The organism is Pseudoruegeria sp. SHC-113 (assembly GCF_025376885.1).
Lineage (GTDB): Bacteria > Pseudomonadota > Alphaproteobacteria > Rhodobacterales > Rhodobacteraceae > Pseudoruegeria.
Genome location: NZ_JAHUBR010000001.1, coordinates 627,120 through 641,272, shown reverse-complemented (window position 1 = coordinate 641,272; position 14,153 = coordinate 627,120). Strand labels below are relative to the sequence as shown.

Here is a 14,153-nt window from a genome sequence, read left to right as displayed (position 1 = left end):
CCGCGCAGGCGGGCCTTCGAGGTCACGGCGGAGTTAAACACCCTCGCTGGGGGCAAGCAAGACCTTGCCGCCCCGCCCGTCGCGCGCGGCATGGGCCACGGCGTCGGAAAGCGCAGAAAGCGGATAAACGGCGTCCACCGCGGCCTTCAGCTTGCCTTGCGCGATCAGCCCGATCAGCGCGCCGAAAACCTCCTGCTTTCGGGTGGGGCTCGCATGGGTGAACCAGCGCGCGAGCCAGAAGCCGCGCACCTGAACATCGCGGAAGATCACCGCCTGCGGGCTGAGCATGGCGGGCGCATTGGCCATCGCCCCGTAGGAGACCATCACGCCCCCCGGCGCGAGGCATTCGCTCATCCGGGCGAACGTTCCGCCCGAAACGGCATCCACCCCCAGCCGGATGCGCCCCTCACCCACGGCATCGGCCACCCGCTGGGGCAGGTCCTCGCCATCCACCAGCACGACATCGGCGCCCAGGTCTTCCAGCTCCGCCGCCAGTTCGGGGCGGCGCACCACGTTCACGGTGCGCAAGCCCCGCTGCGCGGCCAGCTGGATCACGTAGCGCCCCACGGCCGAATTCGCGGCGGACTGGATGATCCAGTCGCCCTCATGCAGGTCCACGAACTCTTCCAGCAGCAGAAAGGCCGTGGGCGGGTTCACCGTGAGCATGGAAAGCTGATCCAGATCGGCCTCCGGCAGGGCAAAGAGCGTCGCAGCATCGGCCACCACTTCGCTCTGCCAGGTGCCGCAGCCCGCAGGCAGCAACACCAGATCGCCGGGCTTCACAGTGGCAACGCCCTCGGCCACCTCTATAACGCGCCCCAGCCCCTCGTTGCCGGCCACCGCGGGCAGCTCTGGCCGCACACCATAGTTGCCCGCCACTTGGATCAGATCCGACGGGTTGATCGGCGCGCGCAGCATGGCAATCCGGGCCTGCCCTGCGGCAAGCCCCTGCGCCTCGGCGTCGTTGAGGTGAAGAACATCGGCCGGATCGCCGAAGGAATCGTAACGCGCCTGAAGCACCATGGGGTTTGCCTTTCGTCTGGCTTGTCTGTCTCGAACCCCTCCATGTAATCCCCTCCCCCCACATTTGAACCCGCCTCCTTCATCTTGGCGGAAAATATCCACGCCGGAGGCCGCCCGCGTCAGCGGGCCAACAAACCTGCCCGCGCCAGCGGACCGCTGGATTGCCCCAAGCGCCAAGCCCCAAGAAAAAAGGCCCGGCACAAGGCCGGGCCAGTCCAACAGGGAGGTTTCAGAACATTGCCCCGTTCTGAAAAGGGGATGAGGTCAGGAGGCGAGGCGGTAGCCGCCGCTCTCCGTCACCAGCAGGCGTGCGTTGGAAGGATCGGGTTCGATCTTCTGGCGCAGCCGGTAGATATGCGTTTCTAACGTATGGGTCGTTACACCGGCGTTATAGCCCCAGACCTCGTGCAGCAGCACGTCGCGCGGCACCACGCCTTCGGATGCGCGGTAGAGGAACTTCAGGATGTTGGTTTCCTTCTCGGTGAGCCGGATCTTGCGATCGTCCTCATCCACCAGCATCTTCATCGCCGGTTTGAACGTGTAGGGCCCCAGCTGGAACACGGCGTCTTCGCTCTGCTCGTGCTGGCGCAATTGGGCGCGGATGCGGGCCAGCAAGACCGGGAACTTGAAGGGCTTGGTGATGTAGTCGTTCGCGCCGGCATCAAGGCCGAGGATCGTGTCGGCATCGCTGTCATGGCCCGTCAGCATCAGGATCGGGCATTTCACGCCCTGTTTGCGCAGCAGGCGGCAGAGCTCGCGGCCGTCGGTATCGGGCAGGCCCACGTCGAGGATCACCAGATCGTAGATCGCCTCCTTGGCCTTGGCCATCGCCTCCTGGCCGTTGCCGGCCTCAAAGACGTCGAAATCTTCGGTCATGACGAGCTGTTCGCTCAGGGCCTCGCGGAGATCCTCGTCATCGTCCACCAGCAGGATTTTCTTCAGGGTTGCCATCGGCTTCGCACTCCTCGCTCTGTTGGGACAAGAGTTGATCATCGCCACCCCCGGCGACAAGATTTGCTACAACACACTCACGCGCTCGTGTCAAAACGCCACGAAACGAGTGAGAAATGTTTCACATTCGGCCACCAACCCCCTAAGTATCGGCTTCTGGCTGTAACAGTATAACAGGTCCGCCATGCACCTGCGCCCCGACATCACCGAGCTTCAGGCCCGCGCCCGCGCCGATCTGCGCATGGGCGTGCCCATCGTGCTGGGGCTTGAGGGCCGCTTCGCGCTGGTGGCCTCGGTCGAGACGCTCAGCAGCGCCCGCCTGCAGGACATGCGCATCCTGCCCGGCCAACCGGTGCTCGCCCTCACCACCCGCCGCGCCGAGACGCTGAAGGCCCGCGCCTATGATGCGATGGTGGCCCGTGTCGCGATTCCCGGTGATGCCACCTGCGACTGGCTGCGCAGCCTCGCGGATCCGGCCGATGACCTGATGCACCCGATGAAAGGCCCGCTGCAGACATTGCGCGAAGGCGATGCGCGGCTGGCCCGCGCCGCCATCACCTTCTGCAAGGCCGCGCAGGTGCTGCCGGCCGCGATCCTTGTCGAGATCCCCGCCGGCCCCGCTTTCGCCGCCGAGCATGGGCTCACATGGCTCGACGCCGGGGCCGCCTACCCGGTGCTCCACACCACGAGCCCGATGAACGAGGTGGTGCACGCGCGCCTGCCGATGATGGCGTCCGAGGCCGGGCGGCTGCACATCTACCGCCCCGAAGACGGCGGCGAGGAGCATTACGCCATCGAGATCGGCAGCCCTCCGCGCGACGCACCCGTTTTGGCGCGGCTGCACTCGGCCTGTTTCACCGGCGATGTGCTCGGCTCGCTGAAATGCGATTGCGGCCCGCAGCTGCGCGGCGCGCTGGCGCAGATGGGTACTGAAGGCGCCGGCGTGCTGCTTTACCTCAATCAGGAAGGGCGCGGGATCGGCCTTGCCAACAAGATGCGCGCCTACTCGCTGCAGGATCAGGGCTTTGACACCGTGGAGGCCAACCACCGGCTCGGCTTCGAGGATGACGAGCGCGATTTCCGTATCGGCTCCGAGATCCTCAAGCGCATGGGCTTCGCGCAGGTGCGCCTGCTCACCAACAACCCGCGCAAGGTGGCGATGATGGAAGATGCCGGTGTGCAAGTCACCGAGCGCGTGCCGCTGAAAGTAGGGCTGAACCCGCTGAACGAGGCCTACCTGGCCACCAAGGCCGCGAAATCGGGCCACCTGCTGTGAGCATGCGCCCGCAGGATCTGGTGCTCACACCGCGCGGCATCCGCTTTCTGGGCCGCACCATCCCTTGCGCCATCGGGCGCGGCGGGGTGTCCACCACCAAGCGCGAGGGCGATGGCGCGACACCCGCTGGCGTGCATCGCATCATGGGGCTGATGGCCCGCCCAGACCGTGTCCGCGTTGCGGGGGAAGCCTTTCCCATCGGCCCCGGCGATCTCTGGAGCGATGCCTCTGGCGCGCCCGACTACAACCAGCATGTGCGCGCGCCCTACGGCCTGAGCCACGAGCGCCTGCGCCGCGCCGATCCGCTCTATGATCTGGTGCTGGTGACGGATTGGAACTGGCCCGAGGCCGAGGCCGGGCGCGGCTCGGCGATTTTCCTGCACATCTGGCGCAAGCCGCGCCACCCCACGGAAGGCTGCATCGCCTTCCGCCGCGATCACTTCCGCTGGATCATCGAACGGCTGGAGCCGGAAAACCGGCTGATCGTCCCGGAGGGGTTGGCGGGGCGCTAGCGGTCAAGTCCCGCGCAACGGGAACCGTTGCGCCGCGCCGTTCCGCCCCGTCAAACCGAAGGTTTGCCTCCGGCAAAACGGGCGGCGCGATTGCGCCACCCCGCGGAAGCGGCGCTCCAATCCAATCCTTGGAAACCAAATTCGGGCTGACCAATGCTCAAGATGCACGTGGGCAATCTGCAGCTCACACAAACCCGCGCCAGACAAGCACCACGACAAAGAGAACGATCACCACGAAGATCGCCCAGGCCACGCTCGTCACTATCCCGAGCCACATGGACTTACGGCGCTCCGCCGGGTCCACCGCCTCCAGATGCCGCTTGCAGTTCTCATAGGCCGCCTGCGCGCGCGTCGGGTCGATCCGGCGCGCAAGCTTGGGGTGGTCTGCCAGCTTCACGCTCTCGGAAAGAAACGCCGCGTCCGCCCGCACCGCCTTGGGCAGGAAGCGGCGCGCCTTTCGGGCCTGCGCGGCCAGCGTGCGCCCGCGGATCGCGAGTTTTTCGGAGAACAGGCCAGAGATCTCCTCGGCCATCTGCTGAACCGGCACCATTGTCATCGTCACTTTTCCCTGCAGCCCCACCGGCTTACAGCCTTGCGGCGGCAATCTCAATCCATCTGGCGTGCGCGCGTGCCAGCGGCTAAAAGCAAACCCATGCTCAACACGCTTCGAACCGGCTCTGCCAACGGCCGCCCGCCCCTCCTGATCGTCCATGGCCTTTATGGCTCCGCGCGCAATTGGGGCGTGATCGCCAAGCGGTTGTCCGATGAGCGCGAGGTGCTCACGGTGGACATGCGCAACCACGGCGAAAGCGCGCATTTCCCCACCCACAGCTACGCCGATCTGGCCGATGATCTGGCCGAGGTCATTGCAGCCAACGGCGGGCAGGCCGATGTGGTGGGCCATTCCATGGGCGGCAAGGCGAGCATGGTGCTGGCGCTTGAGCACCCCGAGATGGTGAACCGCCTCGTGGTGGCTGACATCGCCCCTGTCGCCTACAGCCACACGCAGGTGCAGTACATCCACGCCATGCGCGGGCTGGATCTTTCCGCCATCTCCACGCGCGGCGATGCGGATCGTGCCTTGAAAGTAAGCGTGCCCGAAGACGGCATCCGCGCCTTCCTGCTGCAATCGCTCGACGTGAAGGGAAAGCGCTGGCGGCTGAACCTCGACACGCTGGAAGCCGAGATGAGCAAGATCGTGGGCTTTCCCGAGGTCACCGGCCAGTTCACCGGCCCGACGCTCTTCCTCTCCGGCGCGGAGTCAGACTACGTGCTGCCCGCGCACCGCGAGACGGTCAAGGCGCATTTCCCGAAAGCGCGGTTTTCCCGCATCCCCGGCGCGGGCCATTGGCTTCACGCCGAGAAGCCGCGCGAGTTCGAAGCCACACTCCGGGTGTTCCTGAACGCCTGAGGCGTAAGCTCAGCCCAGCGCCGCCAGTTTGCGCGCGATCAGCCACGTGGCCGGGAAGGCCAGCACGAAGCCCAGCGCCGCGAAGGCGAGGATCGGCACCAGCGTATCGAGCCCCGTCACCAGCGCGATCACCACGCCCGTGCCCGCAAGCGTCGTTGCCACCATCGAGAAGATCACCATTGCCAGCCGCGTCATGAAAGCCTCCTGTGCGGATGTGAGTCGGGCCTATCATATTCGCGTGCAGGAATGTGTATTTGACACCGATCAAACCCGCCCCCATCTGCGAGCGGCAGGCTTTTGTTTGTCAGCGCCCGGCGGGCCAAGTAAACAGGGGCCGAACAGATGAACACATCCACAACGGACAACGAAGGATACCCCATGCTCAAAGGACTCGGCGGCCTTGGCGATATGGCCAAGATGATGAAGAAGGCGCAGGAAATGCAGGTGAAGCTCGCCGAGCTTCAGGAGGCGATGAACACGATGCAGGTGGAAGGCGTGTCCGGTGCGGGCCTCGTGAAGGCCACCTCCACCGTAAAGGGCGAGCTGATCGGCCTTGAGATCGACCCTTCCATCTTCAACCCGGAAGAGAAAGAAGTTGTCGAGGATCTGATCCTTGCCGCCATCAAGGACGCACAGGCCAAGGCCGCGGTGCGCCATGAGGAAGAGATGAAGAACCTCACCGAATCCCTCGGCCTGCCCGCCGACATGAAACTGCCCGTGTAAGGCGATCTGCCCCACATGAGCGAAGCCCCGCGCGACATCGAGAATCTGATCGAGATGATGGCCAAGCTGCCCGGCCTCGGGCCGCGCTCGGCCCGTCGCGCGGTGCTGCACCTGATCCGCAAGCGCAGCCTGCTGCTCACCCCGCTGGCCGACGCCATGCACCAGGTGGCGATTTCGGCGCGCGAATGCCTGAATTGCGGCAACGTCGGTGTCACCGACATCTGCGAGATCTGCGCCTCCGAGAAGCGCGGCAACGGGCAGATTTGCGTGGTGGAGGACGTGGCCGATCTCTGGGCGATGGAGCGCGGCAAGGCTTTTGCCGGGCGCTACCACGTGCTGGGCGGCACGCTTTCCGCGCTGGACAGCGTCGGGCCCGAGGATCTGCGCATCCCCCGCCTTCTGGACCGCGTGGCCAGCGAAAGCGTGAGCGAGGTGATCCTCGCGCTCAACGCCACGGTCGATGGCCAGACCACCGCCCATTACATCGCCGAACAACTGGAAGGCGCGGGCGTCGCCGTCACCTCGCTGGCGCAGGGCGTGCCCATCGGCGGCGAGCTGGATTATCTGGACGACGGCACGATCTCCGCCGCCCTGAAAGCGCGCAAGAGCTTCTAGGCCGCCCTGCTCAAGGCAGCGGCGCGGCTGGAAACGCCGACGGCCTCAAGACAGGGTGTTCTTGTAAGCCCGCCCGCCTTTCATGATGACATCGAAATTGTCGGCCGTTGCCATCACCGAAAGATCGGCAACCGGATCTCCGTTGACGAGGAGGATATCGGCATAGGCCCCCGGTACGATCACGCCAACGGCCCCCTTCTGATAGGGGCTGCGCGGCCCGGCCAGTTCCCAAAGCTGCCCGTTGTTGCCGGTGGCCTGCTGCAGGATCTCGGCGTTGCTGAACCACGGCGCGCGCAGCGCAAGCTCGTTCAACTGGGTGGCTTTGGTTTCGGAAGAGCCTACGAAATCCGTACCCAGAGCGATCTTGGCACCGTAGTCCTTCGCCAGCCGCAGCATCGCATCCAGCCCATCGCGCGCCATTTGCTGGCGCTGCGCCTGCGCTTCGGAAAACCCTTCAGGAATATCCGTCATGAAGAAGCCGACCTGCGTGGACAGCCAGACGCCCTTTTCAACGGCAAGTTCCATCGAGTCCGGCGTCATCAGGTTGCAGTGCTCGATACAGGCAAAGCCCGCCTCAATCGCGCTGCGCACCGAGGAATCCATATAGGCGTGCGAGGCCGCGTAGGTGTTCCAGCGCTTGGCTTCCTCCACGGCGGCTTTCAACTCATCCGGCGAGTATTCGTTGATGTCTAGCGGGTCATAGAGCCCGGACACAGCTCCACCGGAGAACACCTTGATGAAATGCGCGCCTTGGCGGAACTGTTCGCGCGTGGCCGTCAGCACCTCGGCGACCCCGTCCGCGATGATGGAAATCTGCTTGGCTTCAAGCTCTGTAATGGCGGGCCCTCCGAAGACACGGGGCAGGACGCTGCGCGGGCGATAGTCCCCGTGGCCGGCTGTCATGCCAATCGCCGCGTTGCAGGCCTGAATGCGCGGGCCGGGATAGAGGCCCTCGTCAATCGCCCGCGCCACGCCGAGGATCCCACCGCCGGTGTCGCGGACCCCGGTGAATCCCCGCATCAACGTGGCTTCGCACTCGCGCAGGGCCAGCGCGGCAACGTAATCCGGGCGCGCCGTCATGAACTCCATCGGCCCCTGATTCCACTGCAGGTGCACGTGATTGTCGATCAGCCCCGGCATCAGGGTGCGCCCGCCCCCGTCGATACGCGGCACCTCTGGCGCAGCATCAGCCGTTGGTGAGATCTCCTTGATGAGCTCTCCTTCCACCAAAACATTGGTCAGGCCCGTCAGCGCATCGGATGTCCCGTCAAAAACCCGCACATTGGTGAAGAGCGTCGCATCGGGCGTCGCTGCCTTGACGGTTGCGGGGGCCACTGTGAGCGCCGCGCTCGACAGGAGGCCCGAAAGAAAGGTGCGTTTGGTGAGCATCAGAAAATCTCCGGTTTGGTTCAGGACGCAACTTAACCGGAAGGCGAGCGCGTTGCCATTCGTGACGGCAAGGAAGGGCGAAAGGAAATCCGGCGCTTACCGGAAAAGTCCGGCGGCAGTACTGTCAGCCCGGCGCGCATGCCACTCAAGAAAAAGCCCCACCCGCGCGACGGGAAACGAGGGAAACCGGCGCGCGGATGGGGCTTGATTGGGCTTTCAGAGGCCCGCCCGATCGCCGGGCAGGCCCAAGGTCTTTCGCTGCGGATCAAAGGCCCGGCAGCAGGCCGATCAGGCCACGGTTGCCGAAGGTCGGCTCGCCTGCGCCACCGAGCGAGACTTTCACGCCTGCGCCGATGAAGGGTTCTGCATCTGCGCCCAGATCGTTGGAGTCCAGGACGCCCAGTTCCGCATAGAGGCGCGTCGAGTCGTTGACGTTGTAATCGGCCACGGCGGCAAAGCGCTGCGCGCTGAAGGCGTTGTCGATGTCGGCGTAGTCATAGCTCGCGCCAAGGCCGAAGCTTGCGTTCACCGCGTAGCGCAGGGAACCGCCGGCGCCCCAGAAATCCTCGTTTCCGTAGTCGCCAAATTGCACGTAGCCCTGCGTTTCATAGGGGCCGGTGTCGTAGGCGGCTTCAAGGCCGTAGAAGGTGTTGCTCTCGCCGGCAATTCTGTCCACGCCATAGAAGGCACCGAAGGCGGTGGCCTGATCGAGGTGGTAGATGCCGTGCAGTGCGGCGTTGATGTTGTCTTCGTTGGTCAGGCCGAATTTCGAGGCCCCCAGATCGATCTGCGCGGCAAAGTTCGGGGAGAAGCCAAGCTCCACAGAACTGTTGAGATCGGTTTTGTTCACATCGCCGTCATCGGTGAAGGCGGAGTAGCCCAGATCTACGGAGGCGCCGTTCAGTTCCACCGCGAAAGCGGCGGGGGCGGCAAGGGTGGTGGCCACGGCGAGGCTGCCGAGAAGGATCTTCTTCATGGGGATCTGCTCTTTTTCTGTCACGTGTAAAACTGTACTGCGCCGTTCACTCTTCGGCGCTGCGGCACAGCTATGCCCCCCGACGCGGGATTGAAATGAACGTTTTTGTACAAGCCCTGAACGCAAATCGCCTCTTGAAATCCCGGCCCGAGCGCCGGGTCGGGCGGAAACATATTCCATTATTTTCATATGGTTGCGCCAAATAGCGCTGCGGCGGCGGCCCGCTTACTCCGCGCGCAGCAGCAACAGCAGCGACAGCACCGTGAGCGCGATCCCCGGCAGCACCAGTGCCGGTGGCGCGCCCCGTCCCAGCGCGATCTCCCAGAGGATCACCCAGCTTGGCGTGAGGTAGGTGTAGGCCATGACCTTGGCGGAAGGCAGGCGAAGAGCGGCGAACTGCAGCAGCACGAAGGTGGCCGCCGAGGCAAAGACAGCCGTGTAGAGGATGGTGATCCAGACGATGGGCGGCAGCGAAAGCCAGTCAGTGGCGAGGATGTCTTGCCAGCCCCAGAGCGCGAGGATCAGGAAGCCCGCCACCATCATCCCGAAGGAAAACACCACGGCAGGCTCACCCCGGTTCAGGCGGCGCACCATGGGCGTGTAGATGGCGTGCGCCACGCAGCCCCAGAAATAGATCATCTCGCCTTCGCCCACGCGGAAGGCCAGCAGCGCGGCCAGATCTGCGCGGAAGATCACCCAGAGCGCCCCGGCCGCGCCAATGGACAGCGCCAGCGCCATGCGTGGCGTGGTGATCTGGCGCAAGAGCAGGTAGCCAAACCCCGCCGACATCACCGGCGTCAGCGTGAACACAGCCGCGGTCGAAACCGGCGGCGCGGTTTTCAGCCCTTCGAACATCAGCACGAAGTAGATCGCGAAGAGCCCGCCCAGCACCGCGTAGCGCCACGGTGCCTCGAACTGCACGCGCTTCAGCCCGACGGTGGCATGGGCGATGGTGCCGATCAGCGCGCCCGCGATCAGGAAGCGCAGCGCGTTCAGCGCCGCCGGGGCGATCTCGTTCGCGGCCATGGAGCCAAGGCTGAAACTGCCCGCCACCAGCGCCGAGAAAGTAAGCATCGCCGCATGGCCCAGCAGCGCCTGCCGCCGCGCGCCCGCTGCTTCGGCAGGCGAGGCCGTGCTCAAGCCTCCACCGTCGCGCAGGGCCATGCCTTCGAACGTTCCTTCAGCAGGCCAAGGAAGGCCTGCACCTTGGGCGTGCGGTGCAGATCCACATGGGTCACGATCCACGACGCCGCGCTCCACTCCGGGCGTGGCGGCATCACCTGCACGAGGTCCGGCTCCTGTACGGCTTGCCAAACCGGCAAAAACCCGATCGCCACGCCCCCGCGCAGGGCATCCAGCACCTCTTCAGAGCCCGACAGCCGGAACACGACGCGCTCGCGCGGGATCGCCTCCTTCATCCACTGGTAGAAAGGCGCGCGGGAATCCGGATCATCCGGGCCGATGAAGGCATGGCTGTCCAGCGGTGCCTCTTTCGACACCTCGCCTGCCCGCGCCATGTAGCTCTTGTGGGCGTAGAGCCCCATGTCCTGCTTGTAGAAAGGTTGCACCACGTTGTCGGGCTCCTGCGGGGCGGAACCGGCCCGGATCGCCACATGGGCCTCGCCGTATTCCAGCCGGAACAGCCGCAGCCCGGTGAGCAGGCGCACCACGAGGCCCGGGTTGGCAATCTGGAACTCCGCCAGCACCGGGGCCAGCAGAGGGGTGAAATTGGGCAGCGCCGTCACCACCAATTCGCCGCGCATATCGCCCTCACCACCCTTGATGCGGCTTTCAAGCTGGGTGAACTGATCGTCCGTGGCCTGCGCCACCTGCAAGAGATCGCGCCCCGCCTCGGTGGGCGTATAGCCCCGCGCGTGGCGCTGGAAGAGCTTCGCGCCCAGCTGCGCCTCCAGCGCGTCGATGTGGCGGATCACCGTGGCATGGTGCACGCCCAGCACATCCGCCGCGCCGCTGACGGTTCCCATCCGGGCCACTTGGTAGGCCGTGCGAATCTCATCCCAATTGTCCATCGCGCACCTGTGCAATTTCAAACACTCAATGTGAAAATGGGCCAATTGCGTTCACAAATGCAATAACCAAATCTCTCCCACAACAGATTTCTCGTCACAGACCGCCATAAGGACCCCTGACATGACCAATATCCTCCGCATCGAGACCTCCGCCCGCAAGGCAGGCTCCTTCTCCCGCCAACTCACCGAAAACATCATCGCCCGCTTCCCCGGTGCCGATGTCACCACCCGCGATCTCGCCAGCGGCCTGCCGGTGATCAGCGAAACCTGGGTGGGCGCGAACTTCACGCCCGAGGCCGATCGCAGCGACGCCCAGCGCGACGTGCTCGCCCTCTCCGATGAGCTGATCGCCGAGGTGAAGGCCGCCGATGTGCTGGTGATCGGCCTGCCGATCTACAACTTCTCCGCCCCCGCCGCCTTCAAGGAATGGGTTGACCAGATCGCCCGCGCCGGGGTGACCTTCACCTACACCGAGAACGGCCCCGTCGGCCTGCTGGAGGGCAAGCGCGCCATCGTGGCCGTGGCCTCCGGCGGGGTGCCGCTGGGCTCGGACTACGATCACGCAACGCCGCTGGTGCGGCAGGTGCTGGGCTTCATCGGCATCACGGATGTGGAGTTCATCGGCGCCACAGGGCTGAACATGAACGAGGCCGGCGCGCTGGAAGCGGCCAACACCGCTATCGCCGCCCTGAAAGCCGCCTGACACCCACGCGCGCTTAGGCACCCCGAAGCCGCCGCTGGCCCCAAGCCGGCGGCGGCGCTTTTAATTCAGGCTGTCACGGGAACTGGGCAGGTCTCCAGCCAAAGCCCATCGATGTCCGCGAGTTGCGCGCCGGCGTGTTCATCAAGGCTCTCCCAGTAGCGCCCGCTGGGGACCACAAGGCCTGCGCGCGCTTCTGCCGCCAAAGCCCGTTCTACAGCCCCCCGATCCACCTCGCGTGGCCCCGCAACCGCCCCAAGCCCGGCCACATCGCACCGTGGATAGGGCAGGACAGACTCCGCGACGGACAGGTTCACCAAGGCACAGCCCTGCGCCGCCGCCACGGCCTCCATCCGCAGGGCCTTCGCCTCCAGCGACTGCAGCGTCGGATCCTTGCGCAGGGGGTCCGCCGCGCCGGTGCCGTAGAAATGGGTGTTGCCAGTGGCGGCATAGACCATGTCGCACCCCAGATAAGCGATCACATCTGGCGCAAGCGCGTCCAGCACCCAGTAGGTGGTGGTAAACGCCATGCTGCCCCCGGCATAGACAACCCCGCCATAGCGGTTCTGGCTCGGCACGTAAGTCTCCGCCCCCACCTTGCGTTGACCGGCGCGTATAGCAGGCGGATGCTGCTCGGCCGGAAAATCCTCCGGCGCGATATGGACGGTCCAATCCTCCACCACCTGCCAGGCGTTGTTGATCACCACGATCTCATCAAATCCGTTGCGATCCATGCCCCGCAAATCCAGCGCATTCGGCCCGCTGCCGAGGATCAGAACCGTTGTCTTCGCGCCGCCCATAGGCTGCATCCTTTCCTGTCAGCGCCGCGCCTCATGCTTCATCTTGGCAAAAATATCCCCGCCGGAGGCAAGAAATTTCTGGCCAAGCGGTCGCTCGTGGCGCAGCCTTCACCGATAGCCCACCAGTTTTCGGAAGGCTCCCATGACCCAAGATACACCGAATGCCGCGCAGGGCGAGTTCTGGACATCCGGCCCCGGCCTGAAATGGGTGGCCCGGCAGGAGGCGCTCGACACGCTGTTCACTCCGCCTCTGCGCGCCCTGCAGGAGGCCGCCGCCGTGCAGCCCGGCGAGCACGTACTGGACATCGGCTGCGGGGCCGGGCGTTCAACGATAGATTTCGCTCAGACCGCCGGGCCCGAGGGCTCGGCCACGGGGGCTGATATTTCCACCAGCCTTCTGGACGCCGCCGAACGGCTGGAGGCGCAGGCGCAAAGCGGCGCGCGGTTCCTGCTGGCGGATGTGCAACTGCATCCGTTTGCCCCCGCAACCTTCGACATTGCGGCTTCCCGCTTCGGGGTGATGTTCTTTGCCGATCCCGTCGCCGCCTTCCGCAACATCGCGCGCAGCCTGCGCCCCGGAGGCCGCATCGCCTTTCTCTGCTGGCGCGCGCTGGACGAAAACCCGTGGTTCTCCGGGCCGCGCCACCACGCCGTCACCCGCTTCGGTGCGCCCGCGCCCACAGACCCCCATGAGCCCGGCCCCATGGCCTTTGCCGATCAGGAGCGCGTCTGCGGCCTGCTTGCGCAGGCAGGGCTGCAGGACGTCTCAGCCGATACGGTCAGGGTGGCGCTTACCCCGCCGGGCAGCCCCGAAGACGCCGCCTCTCTGGCGATGGAGATCGGGCCTGCTGGGCGGATCTGCCTGGAAGCCGGTGCCAGCGAGGCCGAGAAGGGGGCGATTGCAGCGGATCTTGCGCAGGACTGGCACCGCTACGCCGGGGCGGAGGGTGTCGAGATTCCGGCAAGCTTCAACCTGTTCACCGCGCGCAAAGGCTGAGCGATGAAAAAAATCGGCATTCTGGGCGGGGTCGGCTGGGCGTCCACCATCGATTACTACCGGGCGATCTGCGAAGGCGCGGGCGCGCACTTCGCCGCGCAGGGGGCAAAATCCCCCCTGCCCGTGCCGCCGATGACGATTGAATCCGTCACCCAATCCCAGACCCGCGCCCTGCGTGGCACCGCCGGCGATGAGGCCAGCTGGGCGGGGTTTGACGCCATCTTCCGCGACGCCATGCTTCGGCTTGAAGCCGCGAGCTGCGATTTCGCGCTGATCGCCTCCAACACGCCCCACGCCCGGCTCCATGCGATCCGGCAAGGGGTGACGATGCCGATCCTGTCGATCTTCACCGAGGCCGCGCAGGCCACCGCCGAGACCGGCTGCAAGGCGGCGCTCGTACTTGGGACCGCCGTCACGATGCAGGCGCAGGATTACGCGCAGGCGCTTGCCGAGGTCGGCGTCGCGGCAAATGCGCAACTGCCCGAGGATGAGATCGCCGAGATGCAGGCGATGATCGACACCGAGTTTTACGGCGGCGCCAGCCCGGCCGCGCAGGCCCGGCTGCTGGCCTTCTGCGCCCGCCATGCCACGCCGGGCACGGCCATCCTGCTGGCCTGCACCGAACTGCCGCTGGCCTTCCCTGCGCATCTGGACGATGTCGCCTTCGAGGAAGGGGGTTTCACCTTCGTGAACCCCTCCGCCGCCCATGTGCGCGCCGCGCTGCGGCTGGCATTGGCGTAACGAGAAAGC

Annotated in this window: 17 protein-coding genes; 8 read left to right on the top strand and 9 right to left on the bottom strand. The window is 65.6% G+C overall.

Going from position 1 to position 14,153, the window contains the following annotated elements; all coding sequences use genetic code 11:
* Window positions 1-33 precede the first annotated feature (33 nt).
* Both KVX96_RS03160 and KVX96_RS03155 read right to left on the bottom strand, forming a co-directional pair.
* A complete protein-coding gene (locus tag KVX96_RS03160; protein WP_261192776.1) occupies window positions 34-1,023 on the bottom strand; it encodes a zinc-dependent alcohol dehydrogenase family protein in 990 nt (329 codons plus the stop codon).
* Window positions 1,024-1,287: 264 nt separating this feature from the next.
* Window positions 1,288-1,974, bottom strand: coding sequence for a response regulator transcription factor (locus tag KVX96_RS03155; protein WP_261192775.1), 687 nt, complete (start codon window positions 1,972-1,974; stop codon window positions 1,288-1,290).
* A gap of 184 nt (window positions 1,975-2,158) precedes the next feature.
* Between KVX96_RS03155 and ribA the strand changes: the two genes are divergently transcribed.
* Window positions 2,159-3,250, top strand: coding sequence for a GTP cyclohydrolase II (gene ribA, locus KVX96_RS03150; RefSeq protein WP_261192774.1), 1,092 nt, complete (start codon window positions 2,159-2,161; stop codon window positions 3,248-3,250).
* A 2-nt stretch (window positions 3,251-3,252) separates the two neighbouring features.
* Window positions 3,253-3,762, top strand: a complete 510-nt coding sequence (locus KVX96_RS03145; RefSeq protein WP_261195369.1) for a L,D-transpeptidase — start codon at window positions 3,253-3,255, stop codon at window positions 3,760-3,762.
* A gap of 184 nt (window positions 3,763-3,946) precedes the next feature.
* Here the strand turns inward: KVX96_RS03145 and KVX96_RS03140 are convergent, their stop codons facing one another.
* Window positions 3,947-4,324, bottom strand: a complete 378-nt coding sequence (locus KVX96_RS03140) for a hypothetical protein (RefSeq protein ID WP_261192773.1) — start codon at window positions 4,322-4,324, stop codon at window positions 3,947-3,949.
* 90 nt (window positions 4,325-4,414) lie between these two features.
* On the opposite strand from KVX96_RS03140, the gene KVX96_RS03135 reads away from it, so the two are divergent.
* Window positions 4,415-5,173: an alpha/beta fold hydrolase gene (locus KVX96_RS03135; protein ID WP_261192772.1), complete on the top strand. Its 759-nt coding sequence runs from the start codon at window positions 4,415-4,417 to the stop codon at window positions 5,171-5,173.
* A gap of 9 nt (window positions 5,174-5,182) precedes the next feature.
* On the opposite strand, the gene KVX96_RS03130 is transcribed toward KVX96_RS03135, so the two are convergent.
* Window positions 5,183-5,368 (bottom strand): CTP synthetase, encoded by a 186-nt coding sequence (locus KVX96_RS03130; protein WP_261192771.1) that lies wholly within the window; start codon window positions 5,366-5,368, stop codon window positions 5,183-5,185.
* A 183-nt stretch (window positions 5,369-5,551) separates the two neighbouring features.
* Between KVX96_RS03130 and KVX96_RS03125 the strand changes: the two genes are divergently transcribed.
* Window positions 5,552-5,896 (top strand): YbaB/EbfC family nucleoid-associated protein, encoded by a 345-nt coding sequence (locus KVX96_RS03125; RefSeq protein WP_261192770.1) that lies wholly within the window; start codon window positions 5,552-5,554, stop codon window positions 5,894-5,896.
* A gap of 15 nt (window positions 5,897-5,911) precedes the next feature.
* Window positions 5,912-6,511, top strand: a complete 600-nt coding sequence (gene recR, locus KVX96_RS03120) for a recombination mediator RecR (protein ID WP_261192769.1) — start codon at window positions 5,912-5,914, stop codon at window positions 6,509-6,511.
* A gap of 45 nt (window positions 6,512-6,556) precedes the next feature.
* On the opposite strand, the gene KVX96_RS03115 is transcribed toward recR, so the two are convergent.
* The 4 genes from KVX96_RS03115 to KVX96_RS03100 all read right to left on the bottom strand — a co-directional run bounded on the left by KVX96_RS03115 (window position 6,557) and on the right by KVX96_RS03100 (window position 10,906).
* Entirely contained in the window at window positions 6,557-7,900 is a 1,344-nt protein-coding gene (locus tag KVX96_RS03115) for a metal-dependent hydrolase family protein (protein WP_261192768.1), read from the bottom strand.
* Window positions 7,901-8,165: 265 nt separating this feature from the next.
* A complete protein-coding gene (locus KVX96_RS03110; protein WP_261192767.1) occupies window positions 8,166-8,876 on the bottom strand; it encodes a hypothetical protein in 711 nt (236 codons plus the stop codon).
* 225 nt (window positions 8,877-9,101) lie between these two features.
* The gene (locus KVX96_RS03105; protein ID WP_261192766.1) at window positions 9,102-10,040 is read right to left on the bottom strand and encodes a DMT family transporter; all 939 of its coding nucleotides are present in this window, start codon (window positions 10,038-10,040) and stop codon (window positions 9,102-9,104) included.
* Window positions 10,013-10,906 (bottom strand): LysR family transcriptional regulator, encoded by an 894-nt coding sequence (locus tag KVX96_RS03100; protein ID WP_261192765.1) that lies wholly within the window; start codon window positions 10,904-10,906, stop codon window positions 10,013-10,015. The genes KVX96_RS03105 and KVX96_RS03100 overlap by 28 nt, the downstream gene beginning before the upstream one ends.
* Before the next feature lie 121 nt (window positions 10,907-11,027).
* Here KVX96_RS03100 and KVX96_RS03095 point away from each other — a divergent pair, with 121 nt between their 5' ends.
* On the top strand, window positions 11,028-11,609 hold the full coding sequence (locus KVX96_RS03095) for an FMN-dependent NADH-azoreductase (RefSeq protein ID WP_261192764.1): 582 nt from the start codon (window positions 11,028-11,030) through the stop codon (window positions 11,607-11,609).
* Window positions 11,610-11,674: 65 nt separating this feature from the next.
* Here the strand turns inward: KVX96_RS03095 and KVX96_RS03090 are convergent, their stop codons facing one another.
* On the bottom strand, window positions 11,675-12,406 hold the full coding sequence (locus tag KVX96_RS03090; RefSeq protein ID WP_261192763.1) for a hypothetical protein: 732 nt from the start codon (window positions 12,404-12,406) through the stop codon (window positions 11,675-11,677).
* Window positions 12,407-12,548: 142 nt separating this feature from the next.
* Here KVX96_RS03090 and KVX96_RS03085 point away from each other — a divergent pair, with 142 nt between their 5' ends.
* The gene (locus KVX96_RS03085) at window positions 12,549-13,403 is read left to right on the top strand and encodes a class I SAM-dependent methyltransferase (protein WP_261192762.1); all 855 of its coding nucleotides are present in this window, start codon (window positions 12,549-12,551) and stop codon (window positions 13,401-13,403) included.
* Window positions 13,404-13,406: 3 nt separating this feature from the next.
* Window positions 13,407-14,144 carry an aspartate/glutamate racemase family protein gene (locus KVX96_RS03080; RefSeq protein ID WP_261192761.1) on the top strand — a complete coding sequence of 246 codons (738 nt, stop codon included), beginning with the start codon at window positions 13,407-13,409 and terminating at the stop codon, window positions 14,142-14,144.
* The last annotated feature ends 9 nt before the right edge of the window (window positions 14,145-14,153 follow it).

Excerpts from the sequence above, each read along its gene's own strand:
- KVX96_RS03160 (WP_261192776.1), bottom strand. The coding sequence starts at position 1,023 with ATGGTGCTTCAGGCGCGTTACGATTCCTTCGGCGATCCGGCCGATGTT.
- KVX96_RS03155 (WP_261192775.1), bottom strand. The coding sequence starts at position 1,974 with ATGGCAACCCTGAAGAAAATCCTGCTGGTGGACGATGACGAGGATCTC.
- ribA (WP_261192774.1), top strand. The coding sequence starts at position 2,159 with ATGCACCTGCGCCCCGACATCACCGAGCTTCAGGCCCGCGCCCGCGCC.
- KVX96_RS03145 (WP_261195369.1), top strand. The coding sequence starts at position 3,253 with ATGCGCCCGCAGGATCTGGTGCTCACACCGCGCGGCATCCGCTTTCTG.
- KVX96_RS03135 (WP_261192772.1), top strand. The coding sequence starts at position 4,415 with ATGCTCAACACGCTTCGAACCGGCTCTGCCAACGGCCGCCCGCCCCTC.
- KVX96_RS03130 (WP_261192771.1), bottom strand. The coding sequence starts at position 5,368 with ATGACGCGGCTGGCAATGGTGATCTTCTCGATGGTGGCAACGACGCTT.
- KVX96_RS03125 (WP_261192770.1), top strand. The coding sequence starts at position 5,552 with ATGCTCAAAGGACTCGGCGGCCTTGGCGATATGGCCAAGATGATGAAG.
- recR (WP_261192769.1), top strand. The coding sequence starts at position 5,912 with ATGAGCGAAGCCCCGCGCGACATCGAGAATCTGATCGAGATGATGGCC.
- KVX96_RS03115 (WP_261192768.1), bottom strand. The coding sequence starts at position 7,900 with ATGCTCACCAAACGCACCTTTCTTTCGGGCCTCCTGTCGAGCGCGGCG.
- KVX96_RS03110 (WP_261192767.1), bottom strand. The coding sequence starts at position 8,876 with ATGAAGAAGATCCTTCTCGGCAGCCTCGCCGTGGCCACCACCCTTGCC.
- KVX96_RS03105 (WP_261192766.1), bottom strand. The coding sequence starts at position 10,040 with ATGGCCCTGCGCGACGGTGGAGGCTTGAGCACGGCCTCGCCTGCCGAA.
- KVX96_RS03100 (WP_261192765.1), bottom strand. The coding sequence starts at position 10,906 with ATGGACAATTGGGATGAGATTCGCACGGCCTACCAAGTGGCCCGGATG.
- KVX96_RS03095 (WP_261192764.1), top strand. The coding sequence starts at position 11,028 with ATGACCAATATCCTCCGCATCGAGACCTCCGCCCGCAAGGCAGGCTCC.
- KVX96_RS03090 (WP_261192763.1), bottom strand. The coding sequence starts at position 12,406 with ATGGGCGGCGCGAAGACAACGGTTCTGATCCTCGGCAGCGGGCCGAAT.
- KVX96_RS03085 (WP_261192762.1), top strand. The coding sequence starts at position 12,549 with ATGACCCAAGATACACCGAATGCCGCGCAGGGCGAGTTCTGGACATCC.
- KVX96_RS03080 (WP_261192761.1), top strand. The coding sequence starts at position 13,407 with ATGAAAAAAATCGGCATTCTGGGCGGGGTCGGCTGGGCGTCCACCATC.